The sequence below is a fragment of the uncultured Chitinophaga sp. genome (assembly GCF_937898475.1).
Taxonomy (GTDB): Bacteria; Bacteroidota; Bacteroidia; order Chitinophagales; family Chitinophagaceae; genus Chitinophaga.
In genome coordinates this window covers 162,966-183,423 of the sequence record NZ_CALEJS010000015.1, presented here as the reverse complement: position 1 = coordinate 183,423, position 20,458 = coordinate 162,966, and the positions used below count along the sequence as shown (strand labels likewise).

General features: G+C 51.8%; 4 protein-coding genes and 1 pseudogene. 1 reads left to right on the top strand and 4 read right to left on the bottom strand.

What is annotated here, in order from left to right; translation table 11 throughout:
• Positions 1-3: 3 nt before the first annotated feature.
• Genes Q0577_RS07800 through Q0577_RS07790 form a run of 3 tightly spaced genes read right to left on the bottom strand, consistent with a single transcriptional unit; the run spans position 4 to position 17,953 of the window.
• Positions 4-3,315 (bottom strand): amino acid adenylation domain-containing protein, encoded by a 3,312-nt coding sequence (locus Q0577_RS07800; RefSeq protein ID WP_298734484.1) that lies wholly within the window; start codon positions 3,313-3,315, stop codon positions 4-6.
• A complete protein-coding gene (locus tag Q0577_RS07795; RefSeq protein ID WP_298734483.1) occupies positions 3,312-15,986 on the bottom strand; it encodes a non-ribosomal peptide synthetase in 12,675 nt (4,224 codons plus the stop codon). The genes Q0577_RS07800 and Q0577_RS07795 overlap by 4 nt, the downstream gene beginning before the upstream one ends.
• Positions 15,935-17,953: an AMP-binding protein gene (locus Q0577_RS07790; RefSeq protein ID WP_298734482.1), complete on the bottom strand. Its 2,019-nt coding sequence runs from the start codon at positions 17,951-17,953 to the stop codon at positions 15,935-15,937. Before Q0577_RS07790 ends, Q0577_RS07795 begins: the two co-directional genes overlap by 52 nt.
• A gap of 1,198 nt (positions 17,954-19,151) precedes the next feature.
• Between Q0577_RS07790 and Q0577_RS07785 the strand changes: the two genes are divergently transcribed.
• On the top strand, positions 19,152-19,649 hold the full coding sequence (locus tag Q0577_RS07785) for a hypothetical protein (RefSeq protein ID WP_298734480.1): 498 nt from the start codon (positions 19,152-19,154) through the stop codon (positions 19,647-19,649).
• A 56-nt stretch (positions 19,650-19,705) separates the two neighbouring features.
• Here Q0577_RS07785 and Q0577_RS27205 read toward each other — a convergent pair.
• Positions 19,706-20,450: pseudogene (locus Q0577_RS27205) on the bottom strand (SDR family oxidoreductase).
• Positions 20,451-20,458: the final 8 nt, after the last annotated feature.

Here is a 20,458-nt window from a genome sequence, read left to right as displayed (position 1 = left end):
AACTCAGATAATTATTTTTTCAATTGCAGGGCTGGTGTTGTTACTCTCCAGCCAGGCGGCATTTGCTATATGATCTGCCAGGTTCCTGATAGTAGGCTGTCTGAACAAAGCCTGTACATTGATGGAGATACCATACTCGCGGTGGATCACCGACAAGAGTGAGATCGCCTTCAGGCTATGGCCGCCCAGCTCAAAAAAATTGTCGGTCACCCCTATTCTCTCCTTACCCAGGATCTCCTGCCATACCTGCACCAGGCGCTCTTCCACGGGGTTAGCCGGCGCTATGTATTCCTTTGCTGCCGCATTGCCGGCAGCGTGATGTGGCAATACTTTCCTGTTCAGCTTTCCATTGGGCAGTAAAGGCAATGCATCCAGACGGATGATGTTCGCCGGCTGCATATAATGCGGAAGCTTGCCGTTCAGCCATGAACGGAGCGCGGTTACATCCAGTGCCGAAGGACCAACCACATATGCTACCAGCATCTTATCATCATTGGCATCTTTCCCGGCAGTGACCACTGCCGCAGATACACCTGTGTAATCCTCCAGCACCCTGGCAATCTCGCCTGGTTCTATACGGTAACCGCGGATCTTCACCTGGTCGTCTTTCCTGCCCAGGAAGGCTATGTTGCCGTCAGGCAGCCATTTGCCAAGATCCCCTGTTTTATAGAGGCGCTCACCTGCCATGAACGGATGTGGAATAAACTTCGCGGCGGTTAATTCCGGCTGGTATAAATAGCCGCGCGCAAGGCCCGATCCGGAGATACAGATCTCCCCTGCCACGCCCGCTGGCTGCAGCTGGTGATGATCGTTCAGAATATAGATGCGGGTATTGGAGACAGGCCTGCCTATCAATATCTTCTCATCATTACCCAGCCGGAAAACAGTACTATAGGTTGTATCCTCGGAGGGTCCGTACAGGTTCCTTACGGCTATCCGTTCGCAATCCAGCTGGCGGATAATGGATAAGGGGATCGGTTCGCCAGCCATGTTCAACACATTCACCCGGCTGAGATCCGCACCTGAATCGAGCAGGCTGCTGATCACACTTGGTACGGTGTTGATCAATAACGGCAACGGGCTGTTCAGGTATTGCGGTATGGATAATGCATCGGGCAAAAGCCGCAGCTGTTTACCGCTGACCAGCGTATAGAAGATCTCGAAGACAGAGAGGTCAAAACAAATGGACGTAACACCCATCACCACTTCGTAGTCAGACTGGCCGAATTCGCGTTTGCACCAGTCCATAAATGCAGCAAGATTGCCCTGGGTGATCATAACGCCTTTGGGACGGCCGGTAGAGCCGGATGTATAAATGATATATGCGAGGCTACCGGGTTGTATGGCGACTGAAGGATCTGCTGTACTACAGGCAGCAGCCTTAGCCAGGAAACGCTGCAGTTCCTTATCATCCAGCACCACTTTACACCTGCTGTCTGCCACGATATAGTCTATCCGCTCCTGCGGATAACCGGGATCTATGGGTACATAGGCTGCACCGGATTTCAGCACGCCCAGTAAGGAAACCACCAGGTATTCATTCCGCTCCTGCCTGATCCCTACCAGGTCATCCGGCGTAACGGCATAGGTTTGTTGCAGGTAATGCGCCAGGCGGTTCGCCATCTCATTCAATTCGCGGTAGCTGAAGGTTTTCTCATCCACCAAAAGCGCAGTGTGATCCGGCGTACGTAACACCTGTTCTTCAAACAGTGTTATTGCCGTTCTATCCGGTGCATAGGGCACAGCGGTATCATTGAAGGTTTCCAGTAACAGCGTTTGCTCTGCCGCATCCAGGTAAGACAGCGTGGCAATGGGTTGCTGCGGGGCGGCAACGATGGCAGACAACAACTGTTCAAAGTGAGTCAGCAGTTGTGTTATTGCGGCCTCGTGATATATATCGGTATTGTAGTTAAGATGCAGTGCCAGCTGATCGCCGGTTTCTACAAAACTGAACTGCAGGTCAAACTTCGCCGTCTGGGGCAACTCATCGCAGGCCCTGATCTGCAGGCCGTGCAATCCTTTCTCTACCAGTGCGCTGCTGGACTGGTGCTGTAACACCAGCATTACATCAAACAATACACTGCGGCTCAGGTCGCGCTGCAGGTCAAGTTCTTCCACCAGGGCGTCAAAGGGATAAGACTGGTGCTCGTAAGCATCCAGGGTAACCTGTTTTATACGGGACAATAATTGCTGAAAACTGTCTGTTCCGCTGAACTGCGTTCTGAGTGCCAGTGTGTTCACATAAAACCCGATCTGGTCTTCCAGGTCGCTGTGTTCACGGCCCGCTACCGGGCTGCCGATAATGATATCTTCCTGCCCTGTATAGCGGTATAACAGCACTTTCACGGCGGCCAGCAGGCCCATGAACAGGGTGCTGTCAGACGACTGGCATAAGGCTCTTAAACCGCTGGTGATGGCAGCTTCCAGCTGCCTGTGTATGCTGGCGCCATTGTGGGACTTTACCAGTGGACGCGGTTTATCGGCCGGGAGTTCCAGCACCGGTAGTTCTCCGCTGAACTGTTGCAGCCAGTACGCTTTATGCCGTTGCGCGTCTGCAGACTTTAACTGCTCCTGCTGCCATACCGCATAATCTTTGTAGTGTATGCGTAAGGGCGACAGCGGGCTGTAACGGTTCTGTACATAAGCCTGGTACAGTTGCAGCAGTTCTTTGATCAGCACTTCCATAGACCAGCCATCACTGATGATGTGGTGCATGACATAACTGAAAAACCATTTGCCAAGGCCTGTCTGGTAAAGATCTGCCTTTAACAGGGGACCGGTAGCGAGATCGAATGACTGCGACAGGTTGCTTTGTATCACTTCCCGCAGGCGGTCCTGGTCTTTCGTGGTAAAGTCGTGGTAACCGATCCTGAAACCCAGTGCTGCCGCGGGTAAAATGTATTGACGGACAGCGCCGTCTGCACTAGTGCGGAATACGGTGCGCAGGCTTTCATGCCGTTCTATCAGGGCATCAAATGCAGCGGAGAGCGCGCCCATGTCCAGCATGCCGTCAAACTCAAATACAGCGGGAATGTTATAGGCCAGGCTGCCATTTTCAAACTGGCTCAATACCCAGAGGCGGCGCTGGGAAGATGACAGCACATATGCTTCGCTGACCGGCGCAGGGGCGATTTCAACAACCGCCCGGTTACCGGATAAGTATTCAATTATTTCATCCTTGTGGGCCTTTATCCTGGAGATAACGGCATCCAATGCGATACCGTTGGGGGCATCTATTTTCAGTTTGCCATCCTCCAGGAAGATATTTATCTGCTGATCGGCCAATTCAAGGATCAGCTTAACGATGTTGTTCATATTTCAACAAGGATTCTGTCTTCTTTACTATTGTTCTTTGGGCGTTCCAGCCAGATACCTGCCCTGATCAGCTCTCCCACTGTTTCAATAGTGGGGTTCATAAACACGTCCTTTATTTTTACACTTACGCCAAATTCTTTCTGTACCTGGCTGATAAGGTGCGTAGCCTTGAGGCTGTGTCCACCTAATTCGAAAAAGTTATCCCGCACACCTATCTGTTCACGTCCCAGGATCTGTTGCCATATCTGCACCAGTTGTACCTCTACGGGGTTGCGGGGCGCTACATAGGCAGTGCTGGCGGTTTGGGCGTCAGCACCCGGAAGGGGTAATGCTTTCCGGTTCAGCTTACCATTGGGTAATAAAGGCAGGGCTTCCAGCTGTATATAATGCGCTGGCAGCATATAATGCGGAAGCCGGGAAGCGAGCCAGCTGCGCAAGTGGGCACTATCCAGCGTAAGGGCGCTCACCAGGTATGCCACCAGCATATTATCTCCGCTGCTGTCCTTGACGGCGATCACTACGGCGCCGGATATATCCTGGTGGGCCTGCAGCGCGTGGGCTATTTCGCCCGGCTCTATGCGGTGGCCACGGATCTTCACCTGGTCATCTTTCCTGCCCAGGAACACCATGTTGCCATCTGCCCGCCACTTGCCAATATCGCCGGTACGGTACATCAGCTGGCCAGGCTGAAAAGGATCGGGAACGAAACGCGCTGCAGTGAGTGCAGGCTGATGTAAATATCCACGGGCCAGGCTGTTGCCTGCAATGCAGATCTCTCCTGCTACGCCGGTGGGCTGCAGCTGATCATGGTCATTTAAAATATAGACCCGGCTATTGCGGAGGGGTTGCCCGATAGGCACTTTCTGCTGATCTGCCTGTCCGCTTTCTGCCTTGTAAAGCGTAGCAGATATCGTTGCTTCCGTGGGGCCGTACTTATTGTAGAAAGCCGTGCTTTCCGATACCCTTTGCTGTAAGGACGGCGGACATTCCTCTCCTGCAGACACCACCCGTTTCAGACTGCCTGCTTTTGCAAAGTCTATATGCTGTAATAAAGCAGGTACGGTGTGCAGGTGCGTAATGCCGTTATCTGCGATATAATCCGTCAGTCCTGCCGTATCCGTTGCCAGCTGGCGGTTAGGTATATAAAGGCAGGCGCCGTGCAATATGCTGAGCATGATCTGTTCTACGGCAGCGTCAAATGCAAAGTTGGAGATCTGCAGAATGCGTTCCCGGTTGTCAATACCATATTCGCTGCCAATAGCTGCGATATAGTTGTATAAAGCGCCGTGCGATATCATTACGCCCTTGGGATGACCGGTAGAGCCGGATGTGTAGATCACATAGGCAAGATCTGTTGTAGTAGCGACAGGCTCTAACGCTTCATCAGCAAAAGCCTTGGGCCGGTACTTCTGGAGTTCCCTATCATCGAGGATCAGCCTGCAGCGGCTGTCGGTTACTATATAGTTGATCCGCTCTACGGGATAGCCGGGATCTATCGGAACAAATGCAGCGCCGGCTTTCAGTACGGCCAGCAGGGATATGATCATCCATTCACTGCGCTCCAGCTGTATGGCTACCAGGTCATCGGCTGTCAGCCGGTAAGTTTGCTGCAGGTACCTGGCAAGCTGGTTGGATGCCTTGTCCAGTTCGCGGTACGTAAGGCGCGTCTGCTCAAATACCAGGGCAATGTGATCCGGAGTTTGCGCTGCCGTTTGCTCAAATGCTGCAATGATCGTAGTATCAGTGGCCGGGGCAAGGGCTTTATTGAATTGTAAAATAGTTTGTTGTTCTGCTGCACTTAAGCAGGGTATTGTTGCAATAGGTCTTACGGGATCAGCGATGATAGCAGACAACAACTGGCTCAGGTGGTTCAGCAGCTGCGTAGCGATTTCCTTATGGTAAATATCGGTGTTATAGTGCAGCCTTACACTGAGCCCTTCTGCTGTTGCTATGAAATTAAACTGCAGATCAAACTTGCTTTGCTCCCGTGTACTTTCAAGCGCTTTCACCTGCAGGCCGTTCAATGCTTTATCCAGGAGCGAAGCGCCGGATCCGTGCTGCAATACCAGCATTACATCAAACAGGGCGCTGCGGCTCGTATCTCTTTGCAAATGCAGTTCATCTACCAGGGCATCAAAGGGATAGGACTGATGTTCATAGGCATCCAGGGTGACCTGTTTAATGCGCGCCAACAATTGCAGATAGGTATCTGTTCCGCTGAACTGCGTTCTTAATGCCAGTGTGTTTACATAAAAACCGATCTGGTCTTCCAGGTCGCTGTGCCCGCGACCTGCTACCGGGCTGCCGATGATGATATCTTCCTGTCCCGTATAACGGTATAATAAAACTTTAACCGCTGCCAAAAGCGTCATGAACAGCGTGCTGCCGGACGATTGGCACAGGGCATTCAAGCCGTCTGCAATACCCGCTTCCAGTTGTTTATGCATGCTGGCGCCATGGTAGGTCTTTACCGCTGGGCGGGGTTTTTCGGCAGGAAGCTCCAGTACCGGCAGCCCGTCACTGAACTGCTGCAGCCAGTACTCCTTGTGTTGCCGGGCATTATCAGATTGCAGCTGTTCCTGCTGCCAGGCAGCGTAATCTTTATAGTGAATACGTAAAGGCGGCAAGGGATCCGGTTGTCCCTGCACATATGCCTGGTATAGTTGCAGCAGTTCCCTGATCAATACTTCCATGGACCAGCCATCGCTGATGATGTGGTGCATGACGTAAGTGAACAGCCATTTGCCGGGACCTGTTGGGTAAAGGTCTGCCCTTAACAAGGGGCCGGTGCCCAGGTTAAATGGCTGGGAAAGGTTGATCTGCAGCTCCTGGCCCTGATCGTGATAGTTGATCTTAAAGCCGGTCTCTGTTGCAGGTAAAATGTACTGCCTGATTTCTCCATCTGTTGTTTCACGAAAGACTGTGCGAAGTATTTCATGCCGTTGGATCAGTGTTTCGAATGACCTGGACAATGCGGCGGCATCCAGCGTGCCTTCAAATTCAAACAGGCCGGGCATATTGTAAGCCACGCTGCCTTCTTCAAACTGGCTTAACACCCAGAGGCGGCGTTGCGCGGAAGACAAGACATAAGATTCCTGCTCCCCTAGCGCCGGAATGGCCGTGAATACGCTTTGCTGTGATACGGCCACCAGCTTTGCCTGGTCTTCCAGTACGGGATGATTGAAAAGGTCTTTCAGCGCTATCTTTACATGGAATACCCTGGATAGCTGGCTGGCTAAACGGGTAGCTTTCAGACTGTGGCCCCCCCGCTCAAAGAAGTGATCTTTCACGCCTATCTCCGCTTTTCCAAGAATATCCTGCCAGATCTGCACCAATCGGGCTTCCAGCTCATTCCGGGGCGCAATGTATTCCCTTCCTGCTGCCTCGGGGGCAGGCAATGCTTTTTTATTCAGCTTACCATTGGGTAATAAAGGCAATGCTTCCAGCCGGATGAAGTGCGCCGGCTGCATATAATGCGGCAGCTTCGCAGCGAGCCAGCTGCGCAGATCTGCTGCATGCAGGTTGGCTTCACCTGCGAAATAGGCTGCCAGTACATAATCTCCGCTACTGTCTTTAATGGCAACAACAGTGGCAGACGATATACCCGGGTAATCCTGCAGCAGCTGGCTGATCTCGCCCGGCTCAACGCGATAGCCGCGTATTTTCACCTGGTCATCTTTCCTTCCCAGGAAAACAAGGTTGCCGTCTGGCAGCCACTTACCAAGATCGCCTGTTTTATAGAGGCGTTCACCGGCTATAAAGGGGTGAGGAACAAACTTAGCTGCCGTCAGCTCCGTTTGATTTAAATAACCGCGTGCCAGGCCGGATCCGGAAATGCAGATCTCTCCTGCTATGCCTAACGGCTGCAGCTGATGATGATCGTTCAGGATATATACCTGCGTATTGGAGATCGGGCGGCCGATCAATATGTTGTCATCGTTCTTTAAACGGTAGCAGGTGCTGTAGGTAGTATCTTCAGAAGGCCCGTAGAGGTTCCTTACTTCCATCCGTTCACAGTCCAGCTGCCGCAGCGTTGCCTGCGCAACCGGCTCACCGGCCATATTCAGTACATGTACCCGGCTCAGGTTGGCGCCGGTGGCAAGCAGGCTGTTAACTACGCTGGGAACCGTGTTTAAGAGCAGGGGCGCCGGGCTGTCCAGGTATTGCGGTATGGACAATGCGTCTGTCAGTAACCGCAGCTGTTTGCCGCTTACCAGGGTGTAGCAGATCTCGAAGACAGACAGATCAAAACAAATGGACGTAACGCCCAGCACAATCTCGTAGGAGGAGGCGCCGAACTCCCGCTTACACCAATCCATGAAAGCGGAAACATTACCATGCGTGATCATCACGCCTTTTGGACGGCCGGTAGAACCGGAGGTATAGATTACATAGGCAAGATCTTCCGGCATGATGGGCAGTCCCGGATTAGACTGGCTGTACTTTTCTGCCTGTAAAAGGAATTTATGCAGCGCTCTTTCATCCAGCAATACTTTGCAGCTGCTGTCTTCCAGGATATAGTCAATGCGGTCCTGCGGGTAGGCAGGATCAATGGGCACATAAGCGGCGCCTGATTTCAGTACGCCCAGCAGGGAGATCACCAGCCACTCGTTGCGATCCAGCCGGATGGCAACACGGTCCTCCTTTCCTACCTGGTACGTAGCGCTCAGGTAATGTGCCAGCTGGTTTGACAGTCCGTTCAGTTGCTGATAACTGAATGACCGGCCTTCAAATAACAATGCAGTATGATCGGGGCTGCGCAGCACCTGCGCTTCCAAAAGATCCACAACGGTGCCGGATGCATCATAGGGCACGGCTGTTGCGTTGAAGGTATCCAGTAACAGCGTTTGTGCTGCTGCATCCAGGTAAGACAGCGTGGCAATGGGTTGCTGCGGCGCGGCAATGATAGCGGCCAGCAATTGCTCCAGGTGATGTGACAACCGTGTTATAGTGCTGTTGTGGAAAATATCCGTATTGTAATTGATATACAGCTGCAGCTGCTCCCCGGATACTACAAATGTAAATTGCAGATCAAACTTGCTGCCCTGCTGCAGGCCTTTGTGCGCCCTTACTTTCAGGCCGCTGAACCCTTCTTCCACCAGTGCCGCGCTGGATGCATGCTGCAATACCAGCATCACGTCAAAGAGCGCGCTGTGGCTCAGATCCCGCTGCAGTTGCAGCTCATCTACCAGCGCGTCAAAGGGATAGGACTGGTGCTCATAGGCATGAAGACTTACCTGCTTTACACGGGATAACAACTGCTCATAAGTATCCGTTCCGCTGAACTGCGTTCTTAGTGCCAGTGTGTTCACATAAAAACCGATCTGCTCTTCCAGGTCGCTGTGATCACGGCCGGCTACCGGGCTGCCGACGATGATGTCTTCCTGGCCCGTATAACGGTATAATAAAACTTTAACCGCGGCCAGAAGCCCCATGAACAAAGTGCTGCCTGATGATTCGCAGAGCTGTTGCAAGCCGTTTATAACAGCTGTATCCAGCTGTTTATATATCGTGTCGCCATGATAGGTTTTTACAGCCGGGCGGGGTTTGTCGGCAGGCAGTTCAAGCACCGGTACTTCACCGCTGAACTGTTCAAGCCAGTATTGCCTGTGTTGCCGGAAATCAACAGACAGCAGTTGTTCCTGCTGCCAGGCAGCGTAGTCTTTGTAATGGATGCGCAAAGGCGCCAATAATACAGATTGCCCCTGCGCATAGGCATGGTACAATTGCAGCAGTTCTTTGATCAATACTTCCATCGACCAGCCATCGCTGATAATGTGGTGCATGGCATATGCCAACAGCCATTGATCGGTGCCCGTTTGGTAAAGGTCTGCCCGCAACAGGGGGCCCTGGCCCAGGTTGAACGGTTGATACAGGTTTGTTTGTACTGTCCGCGCATCAGGATGATAGCGTACCTCAAAGCCGGTAGCGGATACAGGCAGTATGTATTGCCTGATCTCACCATCCGGCGTTTCGCGGAAGACCGTGCGAAGGCTTTCATGCCGTTCAATAAGCGTATCAAATGATTTTGCCAGCGCCGTTCTGTCCAGGGGGCCTTCCAGCTCAAATATGCCCGGCATGTTATAGGCTACACTGCCTTCTTCAAACTGGCTTAATACCCAGAGGCGGCGCTGCGAAGATGACAGTGCATAGGATGCCTGCTGCCGTACCGCCGGTATGGCAGCATACATCTCCTGCTGTGATGCGGCGATCAGCCTGGCCTGCTCTTCCGGTGTAGTATGACTGAACAGATCTTTTAAAGCGATCTTTACATCAAATGTTTTAGACAGCCGGCTGGCCAGGCGGGTGGCTTTCAGGCTATGACCACCCAGTTCAAAGAAATTGTCTTTTACGCCTACCTGGTCTTTAGCCAGTATTTCCTGCCAAATGTGAACCAGCTGCGCTTCAAGGCTGTTACGCGGCGCAATGTATTCCCTTGCTGCGGTTTGCGGTGCAGGTAATGCCCGCTTGTCCAGTTTACCGTTGGGTAAAAGCGGCAGCGCCTCCAGCTGTATGATATGAGCCGGCTGCATATATTGCGGCAGTCTGGCCCTCAGCCAGCTGCGCAGATCATCTGTATGAAGTGTGGATGCGCTGACAACGTAAGCCACCAGCATACTTTCTCCACTGTTATCTTTCACAACGGTGCTTACTGCTGAAGATACGCCGGGATATTCCTGCAGCGTCTGGCTGATCTCTCCCAGCTCAATACGGTGACCGCGTATTTTCACCTGGTCATCCTTCCTTCCCAGGAACAGGATGTTGCCGTCTTCCTGCCATTTACCCACATCCCCGGTACGGTAAATACGCTGTCCGGGATGATAAGGATCTGCAACAAATTTCTCTGCTGTTAACGCGGGCTGATGCAAATAGCCATCTGCCAGGCTGTGGCCACCAATACAGATCTCCCCGGGTACGCCTACCGGCTGTAAGGCGCCCTGTTCATTGAGAATATATACCCGGCTGTTGTTGAGCGGCCGGCCAATAGGAATGGTGCCGCTATGAAGATCTCTGCCTGCCGCCTTGTACAAGGTAGCGGAAATAGTTGCTTCCGTAGGCCCGTACTTGTTATAGAAATCGATCTGCGCTCCTACCTTCTGCAGCAGTGAAGGCGGACAAGGTTCTCCTGCAGACACCACCCGTTTCAATGATGTTGCCTGGCTGTAATCAATGTGCTGCAAAAGCGTGGGTACGGTATGCAGGTGGGTGATACCATGGCCTGCTATGTAAGCGCTCAACGCGGCCGTATCGGTGATCAGCTCCTGGCGGGGCACATAGAGGCAGGCGCCATGTAACATGCTGAGCATGATCTGTTCTACCGCTGCATCAAAAGCAAAGTTGGATAGCTGCAGTATGCGCTCGTTCGCTGAAATGCCATAAGCTTTACCAATGGTGCTGATGTAATGATACAATGCAGCATGCGGTATCATTACTCCTTTGGGACGGCCGGTAGAGCCGGAGGTATAGATCACGTAACAGCAATCTTCCGGTGTGTTGCGTTCTGCGGGTGTTGGATGGATGTTGTCGCGCTGCGCCCTGAACCTCATCAGCGCTTCCTGGTCAAACACCAGGCGGCATCCGCTGTCGGCGATCATATAATCAATGCGCTCCTTAGGGTATGCCGGATCAACAGGTACAAAAGCAGCGCCGGATTTCAGTACGCCCCAGAGTGCAATGATCATCCATTCGCTCCGCTCCAGTTGTATGGCTACGAGGTCGCCTGCACGAAGCTGACAGCCAGCCAGCAGATAGCCTGCCAGCTGATCGGACGCCTGGTCCAGTTCATGGTAGCTGATCTGTGTTTGCTCAAATACCAAGGCAGTGGCATCAGGATGTTGCGCTACCGTTTGTTTAAAAGCAGCCACCAGGGTAGCAGGCGGCGGGGCGCTATGATGGTGATTAAAGTTCAGGATGGTTTGCTGTTCCGCCTTATCCAGGTAGGTTAAAGCCGAAATGGGCCTTGCGGGATCAGCTGTTACTGCAGCCAGCAGTTGTTCCAGGTGACGGGCCAGGCGGGATATCGTGCTGCTGTAATAGAGATCTGTGTTGTAAATGATATGCAGCTGCAGCTGAGATCCTGATTCAATAAAACTGAACTGCAGGTCAAACTTACTATCCTGCCGCAGGCCATCATATTCCCTCACCTCCAGGCCTGCAAAACCTTCCTGCACCAGGGAAGCAGTTGTTCCGTGCTGTAATGCCACCAGCACATCGAACAAAGCATTGCGGCTCAGATCACGTTGCAGGTCCAACGCTTCCACCAGTGCATCGAAGGGGTAAGCCTGATGCCGGTAGGCATCCAGGGTGGTTTGTCTTACATGTGATAACAGTTGCAGGTAGCTGTCCCTTCCGCTGAAGCGGGTTCTTAATGGCAGGGTGTTCACATAAAAACCGATCTGGTCTTCCAGGTCGCTGTGCTCCCTGCCTGCTACGGGACTGCCGATGATCATATCTTCCTGGCCCGTATAACGGTATAATAAGGCCTTTACAAGTGCCAGCAGACCGGTGAATAAGGTACTGTCTGCAGACCTGCATAAGGCGCTGAATGCTTTCGCAGCTGAAGGCGCTATCCGGCGGATCAACCTGGCGCCATGATAGGTCTTTATCGCCGGACGGGCTTTGTCTGCAGGCAGTTCCAATACAGGCAATGAACCCTCCAGCTGCTGCAGCCACCATGCTTTATGCGATGCTGATGCTGCAGTACCCAGCTGCCCCTGCTGCCAGGCGGCATAGTCTTTATACTGGATGCGTAAAGGCGGCAGCGGGTTGGGAAGGCCCTGCGTATAGGCGTGATACAGTTGCAACAGTTCCCTGATCAGCACTTCCATCGACCAGCCGTCACTGATAATGTGGTGCATCACATAGGTGAACAACCACCTGCCGGCGGCCAGCTGGTAAAGCGCAGCGCGTAGCAGGTAACCGCTGCCCAGGTCAAATGGCTGGAAAAGGCTGCCTTGTATCCTCTCTTTTATGGTGCGCTCATTCTCCCGGCTCAGATCATGATAGCTGATCTGAAAGCTGCCGGATGCTGCGGGTAATATGTATTGCCTGATGGTTCCATCCGGCGCTTCGCGGAAAGCAGTACGCAAACTTTCATGTCTTTCTATCAGCGTATCAAATGCGGCGGAGAGGGCATCCAGGTTCAGTATACCTTCCAGCTCAAACACCGCAGGCATGTTATAGGCAACGCTGCTTTCTTCCAGCTGGCTTAAGATCCATAAGCGCTGCTGGGACGATGAAAGGGCGTAAGATAGCTGTTCTTCAACAGCCGGTATGGCAGCAAAGGCGTCTGACTGAGTGGCGCTTAGCAGCCTCGCCTGGTCTTCCAGTACGGGATGATCAAACAGGTCTGTTAACGGAATGCTGACGCCGAGTTGCCTGTTTAGCTGGCTGGCTAAGCGGGTGGCTTTCAGGCTATGGCCGCCCAGTTCAAAGAAATTGTCCTTGCGGCCTATCTGCACCTTCCCGAGTATCTGTTGCCAGATCGCAGCCAGCTGTTGTTCTGCCTGGCTTCGGGGCGCTTCATAAGCGCTGCGGCGCAGCTCAGGTAATGGCAGGCGTTTCTTATCTGCCTTACCGCTGGAAGTCAGCGGCAGCTCATCCAGCTGCATGTAATAGCCGGGTATCATGTAATCCGGCAAACGGGTTTTGAGGTACACTTTCAGTGCGGGAACATCCAGCGGCGTGCTGCCGGTGAAATAGGCCACCAGGGCCTTCTCTCCCTGCAGTTCCCTGACCGCAGCCACACCGGAGCGGATGCCTGGAAATGCGCATAAGGCATTTTCCACTTCACCCAGCTCTATACGGTTGCCCCGGATCTTTACCTGGTTGTCTTTGCGTCCCAGGTATTGAATGGCGCCATCGGGTAACCACTTGGCAATGTCGCCCGTGCGGTACACGCGGTTACCCGGCGAAAAGGGATCGGGTATGAAACGGGCTGCCGTCAGCTCTTCCAGGTGGAGATAACCATTGGCCACCTGTACCCCGGAGATCAGCAATTCGCCGGGAATGCCCGGCGGTTGCAGCTGCAGGGAATCATTCACGATGTAGATCCTTGTATTGGCGATGGGGTAACCAATGCTGACGCCGTGCTGCAATACGTCTGCATCCGTAAGATCAATGGCGGTTACATCGATGGCTGCCTCCGTTGGGCCATACAGGTTATGAATACGGGTATTGACCAGTTTACGGCGGACATCCACTACCATCTGCGCAGGAAGTTCTTCGCCGCTGCAGATGATGTGCTGCAGGGAAGCGCATTTCGCTGCGTTAACATCCGGCAGGAAGGCGCCTAACATGGAAGGTACAAAATGCGCAATGGTAACCCCGTGTCTTGCAATTACCTCCTGCAGATAGGCAGGGTCTTTATGCTGACCGGGATCCGCCATCACCAGCACGCTGCCGGTGATAAAAGGCAGCAGCAGCTCCCACACGGAAACGTCAAATGTGTAGGGCGTTTTCTGCAGGAAAACATCGTTCCCGTCTACATGCAGATAGTCGCCCATCCAGCGCAGGCGGTTATAGAGCCCGGCGTGACTGTTCAGCACACCCTTGGGCGTGCCGGTAGATCCGGAGGTATAGATACAATAGGCCAGACCGTTCTGCGTAGGTTTGACTGACAGCCGCTCTGTTGAATAGCGGTGTTGTGCAGAGAAAAACTTTGACAGTTCATCCTCATTGATCAATACTTTCAATGCAGCATCTTTCACTATATAGGCCACCCGTTCTGCCGGGTAATCAGTACCGATAGGCACATAGGCTGCGCCTGCCTTTAAAACGGCGAGGATGGACAGCGGCATCCGCTCGCTTCTTTCCAGTTGTATACCTACCAGCTCGCCGGCAGTAATGCCGTAAGTAGTTACAAGGTAAGCCGCCAGCTGGTTGGACAACTGATCCACTTCACGGTAGGTATATAGCCGGGATCCATACCGGAGGGCCGGCCGTTCGGGTGTGCGTTGTACCTGTTCTTCAAACAGGTCAATAACCGTTTTACCGGGCGCATAGGGCACTGCTGTATCGTTGAAGCTTTCCAGCAGGCGGCGTTGCGCTTCCTGGTCAGCCAGCTCAATGGATTGTACAGGTATACCCGGATTGGCCAGTACCTGGGCAATAATGTGCTGGTAGGCTTTATATAACGAAATGATGCTTTCTTTAGTGAACAGGCGTGTGGAATATGCTATCTCCATATAGAACCTGTTATTGGGATCATTCCCGAGGTCGAAGGAGAGATCGAATTTTGAAGGGGCGCTGCTGTGTACTACTGCTGCAGATCCATACAGGTAAGTATCCAGCCGGTCTATTGCAAAACCGGCCTGCTGATCAAAGCCTACTCTCCCATCGCCAATAGCCGTATCCTGTAATACCAGCATTACATCGAACAATGGATTCCTGGCGCTGTCCCATTTTACAGCCAGTTGCTCTGCTATTCGCGCAAAGGGATAGTGCTGGTGCTCAAAGGCTGCAATGGTATCACCCGCAATACGTTGCAGCATAGCTGCGAAGCTGTCTGCCGCCTGCACCCTGGCCGTAAGCGGCAATGTATTTACAAAGAGCCCGATCTGCTGGTGCAGTGCACCATGTGTACGTCCGGCCGCAGGCGTACCAATTACGATGGTATCCTGACCGGATAGTTTGTACAGTAAGATGGAAAGGGTGCTGAGAAAAAAGTTAAACGGCGTTGTGCTATGCTGCCGGCAATATTGAACGATAGCGGGATACAATGAAGCGTCTGTATAGAACCGGGCAATGGCGCCTTCAAAAGACCTGGTACCGGGCCGCGGCAGATCAGCCGGCAGATCCAGCGGATCGGGTATGGTTGACAGGCGTTCCTTCCAGAATGCTTGTGCATGCTTACCTGCCTCTCCGCTGAGCTGTTGCAGCAACCAGGCCGCGTAGTCTTTATACTGAATCTCCGGCAAAGCAATTGCCGGCTGTGCGCCTTTACGTAGCAGGCTGTAAAAGTGCATCATTTCCTGCAAGAGGAGCCTTACCGACCAGCCATCACTGATAATGTGATGTATGGCCAATATGAGCGCATATTCCTGTGCTGCTAATTTCAGCAGCTGTACTTCCAGGAGCGGACCTTTTTCCAGGTCAAAGCGCCGGTAAGTAAGCCTTTTTACTTCCGCAGTAACGTGATCATGTATGGTTCCTTCTGCGCTGATATCACGGAAGGCTACTGTAAAATCAGTATTGTCTGTGATCACCTGCCTGAGCTTTCCATCCGCTTCCCTGAATACCGTGCGTAAACTTTCATGCCGCATGAGGGAGCACTGAAAGGCCCTCTTCAATATATCAGCAGACACCTCGCCTTTCAGATGCAGGCTGGTGATGATATTGTACGCGCCGCCGGTTTTATCCAGCTGATGTAATACCCAGATACTTTGCTGGGCATCTGTAGCGGGATAATCCTCCTGCCTGCCAAGGGGCCGAATGACATTTTCGGTGACGGGCGCCGTTGCATTCCGCAGCAGGGAGATCAGCGCTTCCTTACGGGATTTAACCATTTCCAGCAATTCCGGCGGCAGGCTGCCGGTTTCACCGGACAGCTTCAGCTGATCGCCGTCCAGCCGCAGCAATACATTGTGTGACTTCAATGCGGAAATGATCGCTATCGTGTTCATATCGTTATCTCTTTTCCGGAACTTTGCGCCGGCTCCATTTTCAACCATAAAAGGGCTTCAACAGTATTACATAGCGCCAGCAGCGTATTGTGCTGATAGATCTTCGCAGCATCCAGGCTGATTCCTAATTCCTGGTTGATGGTATTGATGATCTCCATGGCGCGGAGTGAATCAACACCCAGGGCCATCAGGTCTGTTTCATCTTTTAATGCGGCGGGAAGCGGGCTGCCGGTCTTCACTTCAATGAGGTCTGCCACATAAGCTTTGATAGCCGCAAAGCCCGGGCTTTCCATCAGCTGTGGCAGGAGCAACGCATTCCTTTCTCTTCCCTGCTGTAGCGCGGCCAACGCTGCTTTTGAAGCAATTATCTTAAAAGTATTTTCGAGGTAGTGTGTTCTGCATTTAATGCGCTGCAGCTTACCGCTGGTAGTGCGGGGAATACCCAGCGGGGTGGTAAGTATAATGTTGCGGGGATCTATCCCGAACTGCCCGCTGACGGCGCTGTTGATGGCGGCAATGATCGCTTCCGGGTCACCGATATGTACATGTGATCTTCTTAATTCTGCCACCACTACAATGGCATCGTCATCGTCAAGGGCAAATACGGCTACGCCGTTGGTTTCAATGGCCTCATGAGCACTGGCAATGGCTTGTTCAATATCATAAGGATAATAGTTCTTACCACGTACAATGAGCATTTCCTTTACTCTGCCATGAACAAAAAGCTCACCCTGGTACAGGAAGCCCAGGTCGCCCGTACGGAGGAAGTGTTCCTCTCCAAATACATAGAAGAGTGTATCGTTGTTCTTATTCCAGTATCCGCTGCTGACACTTGCACCGGAGATGCAGATCTCCCCTTCTTCCAGCTCAGCGCATTCCCGCTGATCCTGCAGGGAGACGATCTTTACCTTCATACCGTCTGCTGGTTTACCGGCGCTTACTACTGTTTTGGCGTTCTCATTCTCCTGCGTTGCCGGCAGCAATCTCCCCTGCTCAGCTGCCTGTTTGTCTATATACACCGTTAACGGCCGGAGACTGCTTTTGGCAGACACCAGTAAAGTAGCTTCCGCCAGTCCGTAGCAGGGCGTAAAAGCATTGGCATTGAAACCGGCAGGACTGAAGTGCCGGGAGAAACGTTCAATTGTGCTTGCGTGAACAGGTTCGGATCCATTGTAGGCTACCTTCCAGGACGACAGGTCCAGCGATGTGCATTCCGCTGCCGGGATCCTTTCCACGCAAAGATCAAAGGCGAAGTTGGGGCCTCCGCTATGCGTAACTTTATAGGCAGCAATACCCTCCAGCCAGGCTTTGGGTTGCTGCATGAAACGCAGCGGCGGCATTAACACACAGGTACAGCCTGTATAGATCGTATGCAGTACATTTCCGATCAATCCCATATCATGATGAAAAGGCAGCCAGGAGAAGATCACGGAGTTTTCATCACAACCAAAGGTCTGGCGTATCAGCTGCTGATTGTGCAAAAGATTATGGCCGGTAACCACTACGCCTTTGGGATTTCCTACAGAGCCTGAGGTATACTGGATGAACGCTATTTCCGTTTGCGCCGCCTGCAGGTTTGCATCATCTGCATGCTGCGCAATATCAATATCTGTGGCAATCAGCCGCAGTGCTGCAGGTAAAGCGGCCTGCAATTCATCTACTGTATCCGCGGTACAAAGAATAGTATCTGCATGCGCGTCTGTTATGATACCGTTAATTCTTGCGAGTTGTTTACTGCCTTTTGCGTAGGGAACAGGTACTGGTACAATACCAGCATACTCGCATGCCAGGAAGGCGATGATAAAGGAAAGCATGTCCTGATAAACCAGCAGCACCGCGCGGGTTTCCAGCTGCTTTGTTACCAGATGGATAGCGAGTTGCTTTACGCGGGTCTCCAGCTGACTATAGGTGATCTCATACGGCGGATCTCCCTGCTGCCCTAACACAATAAAGACATGCTTGTGCGGAAAGGCACGTGTATGCTTAATGAGATAACGGATGATATTTGTGTCCATGGTCATTATACCGGGTGCGCTTATGATAAGGCCGATTGATTTTTTTAACAATAAAATGCCCACCAGCAGCTGTTCAATGCTTTTTAGATTGAATGCTGCACATCATGTATATAGCAATCATTGAATTGCCTCAGCCTGTAACTATAAGCTATATGTTTTTCATATCGCTTTCTACAACGTCTTTGGGGTTAATAATTACGAACAGTTACAATGCTACGAACCGCTCCAGGCAAGGCGCCCGGAAGGAAAGCATATTTTGTCCGACATATAGGTTGCGCGCTGCTACCGCCAACGCCCGCAGAAGATGAGCCGCACACTATCCTTTCACCGGGTTACGAAAAAAGAAGCTCATCTCATGCAATTGAAGGTCAATAGCATGATGCACTATTTATGATTATTTGATCCTTAGCAAGCGGGGCGCCGATGTAGGGTAACTCATATTCCATCAGACTATGGTCAGTCTGTAACAAACGAGAATATGAATTACAGGGAATTTGACTCTTTAGTTTTCCAGCTCGCGGTTAACCGTTCGGGTTCTCGGCATATGGATCTTTGTAGAGAGATGAAAAAAACTAAAAGCTCTTGTGCTACTTTAGAATATTTCGATCTCCGCTCTTGTGATTAACAATCCAAATTGGGGCCCCATCCTTTCACTACTAACTATTGTGTCTTTATCTCACCAATTTTACTGCGGTCAAATATAGAAGCTTTGATCTAATCTGCAAAATAAAATTGACATCATTAACATAAAAATTAAAATAGCATACCAGGAATGATCACTCATGTTATGATGCGGACTCATGCGCTGATAGTGCATACCATACGCTTTAACCTAAGCCTTCCTGCGCTTTTACTGCGGAGTAAGCGTAAGTTACCTTAAGCATTTGCCCGGGAACTACTAAGGAATCACTAAAGACACATTAAGCCAAACCGTGGGATCTGCTAAGCCTACATGTGGATATGATGAGGTGAAGTTGCGATACGCACAAGGAGCAACAGCGATGGTTACTGCCATATAATAGCAGCTGCATGTCCCTTTTGTATGCTTTTGTATATAAATGATATAAAATGTCACAAAACGGTATAAAGTGATATAATGATACTTTACAGGTTATTTCAGGCGCTGTTTTTTGCGCAGTATGATGGGGGGGACTACCTTCGTTCTGACAACTCTCTTTTTCATTTTAAACAGTATTCTATGAGCAAGCAAAGAAGACCTGTTTATATCACAGGCACCGTGAACGGCATCTGTTATTACAAAATGAACGGCCGTTATTATGCAAGACGTAAAAGCTCGCTTAGCAGGAAGCGGGTAAAACGCGATCCCGCATTCAGGCTTACGCGAAAATATGCCGGGCTGCTGGGGCAGGCATCACGTATAGCCGTTGGAGTATATCGTCTGCTGCCAAGGCATCAAAAAAAGATTGCCTTGTACAGGGCAATGACCGGCAAGGCAATGGCGCTGCTGAAACAGGGCGCAGATGAAGCCAGTATACGTGAACACCTGCAGCGGGAAGCTAACCTATTGAAGACTGCAGACACGCGGCAGTCAGCTGTATGTATACGGGAAAGACCGGGCACTGTGCATGTAATTAAAAGCGTATGGCGCAGGAGCGGAAAGGGCATACAACATAGCGCCCCTGCTCCTGCCCCGCATACAGGCGCCGGATCACTATGCCATCATGAAATGGATTAAAAAAGGCTACACGCACGTGTAGCCTTTGCTGATGTAATCAGTATATTAAACTATAGCTAAAACTCCTGTGTCGTCGGCCTGAACACTATTTCATTAATATCTACTTCTTCGGGCTGACTGATAGCATAGGCCACCGCCCTGGCAAAAGACTCAGCGGGGATCGCCTTTTCGTATGCCTTGCTGTAAGCTGCGGCGATGTCGGGCTCTGAAATGGTATTGGTCAGTTCAGTGGCAACAGCGCCGGGGGAGATCACCGTGGTGCGGATGTTATCGGGCTTTACCTCTACACGCAGTCCTTCTGTTAATGCACGAACCGCAAATTTGGTGGCGGAATATACTGCGTTACCGTTAGGTACTTTAAGTCCGGCTACAGAAGCTACGTTGATGATATGCCCGGATCGCCGCTCCTTCATATAAGGTAATACTGCGGCGATGCCGTACAACACGCCTTTGAGGTTTACATCAATCATCGCATCCCATTCTTCAATTTTCAGGCGGCCGATGGGAGCGGCGGGCATCAGGCCGGCGTTATTGATGATGACGTCTACCTTTTCCGAAAGTTTGCACAGTGGTATCTGCCAGTTGTTTCAGCTGTTCGTGTTTTGTGACGTCTGTGGCAATTGCGAGTGCCTTAGCGCCTTTCTGTTGCAGTTCTTCCGCCAGCTGCTGAATGCGGTCTGCCCGGCGGGCGGCTAACACCAGGGTAGCGCCCTGTGCAGACAGCAAGCGGGCGGCGGCTTCGCCGAGGCCGCTGCTGGCGCCGGTGATAATGATAACCTTGCCTTCGATGTTATTGCTCATGGTTTCCG

Coding starts and splice junctions, on each gene's coding strand:
- Q0577_RS07800 (WP_298734484.1), bottom strand. CDS start 3,315: ATGAACAACATCGTTAAGCTGATCCTTGAATTGGCCGATCAGCAGATA.
- Q0577_RS07795 (WP_298734483.1), bottom strand. CDS start 15,986: ATGGTTGAAAATGGAGCCGGCGCAAAGTTCCGGAAAAGAGATAACGAT.
- Q0577_RS07790 (WP_298734482.1), bottom strand. CDS start 17,953: ATGGACACAAATATCATCCGTTATCTCATTAAGCATACACGTGCCTTT.
- Q0577_RS07785 (WP_298734480.1), top strand. CDS start 19,152: ATGAGCAAGCAAAGAAGACCTGTTTATATCACAGGCACCGTGAACGGC.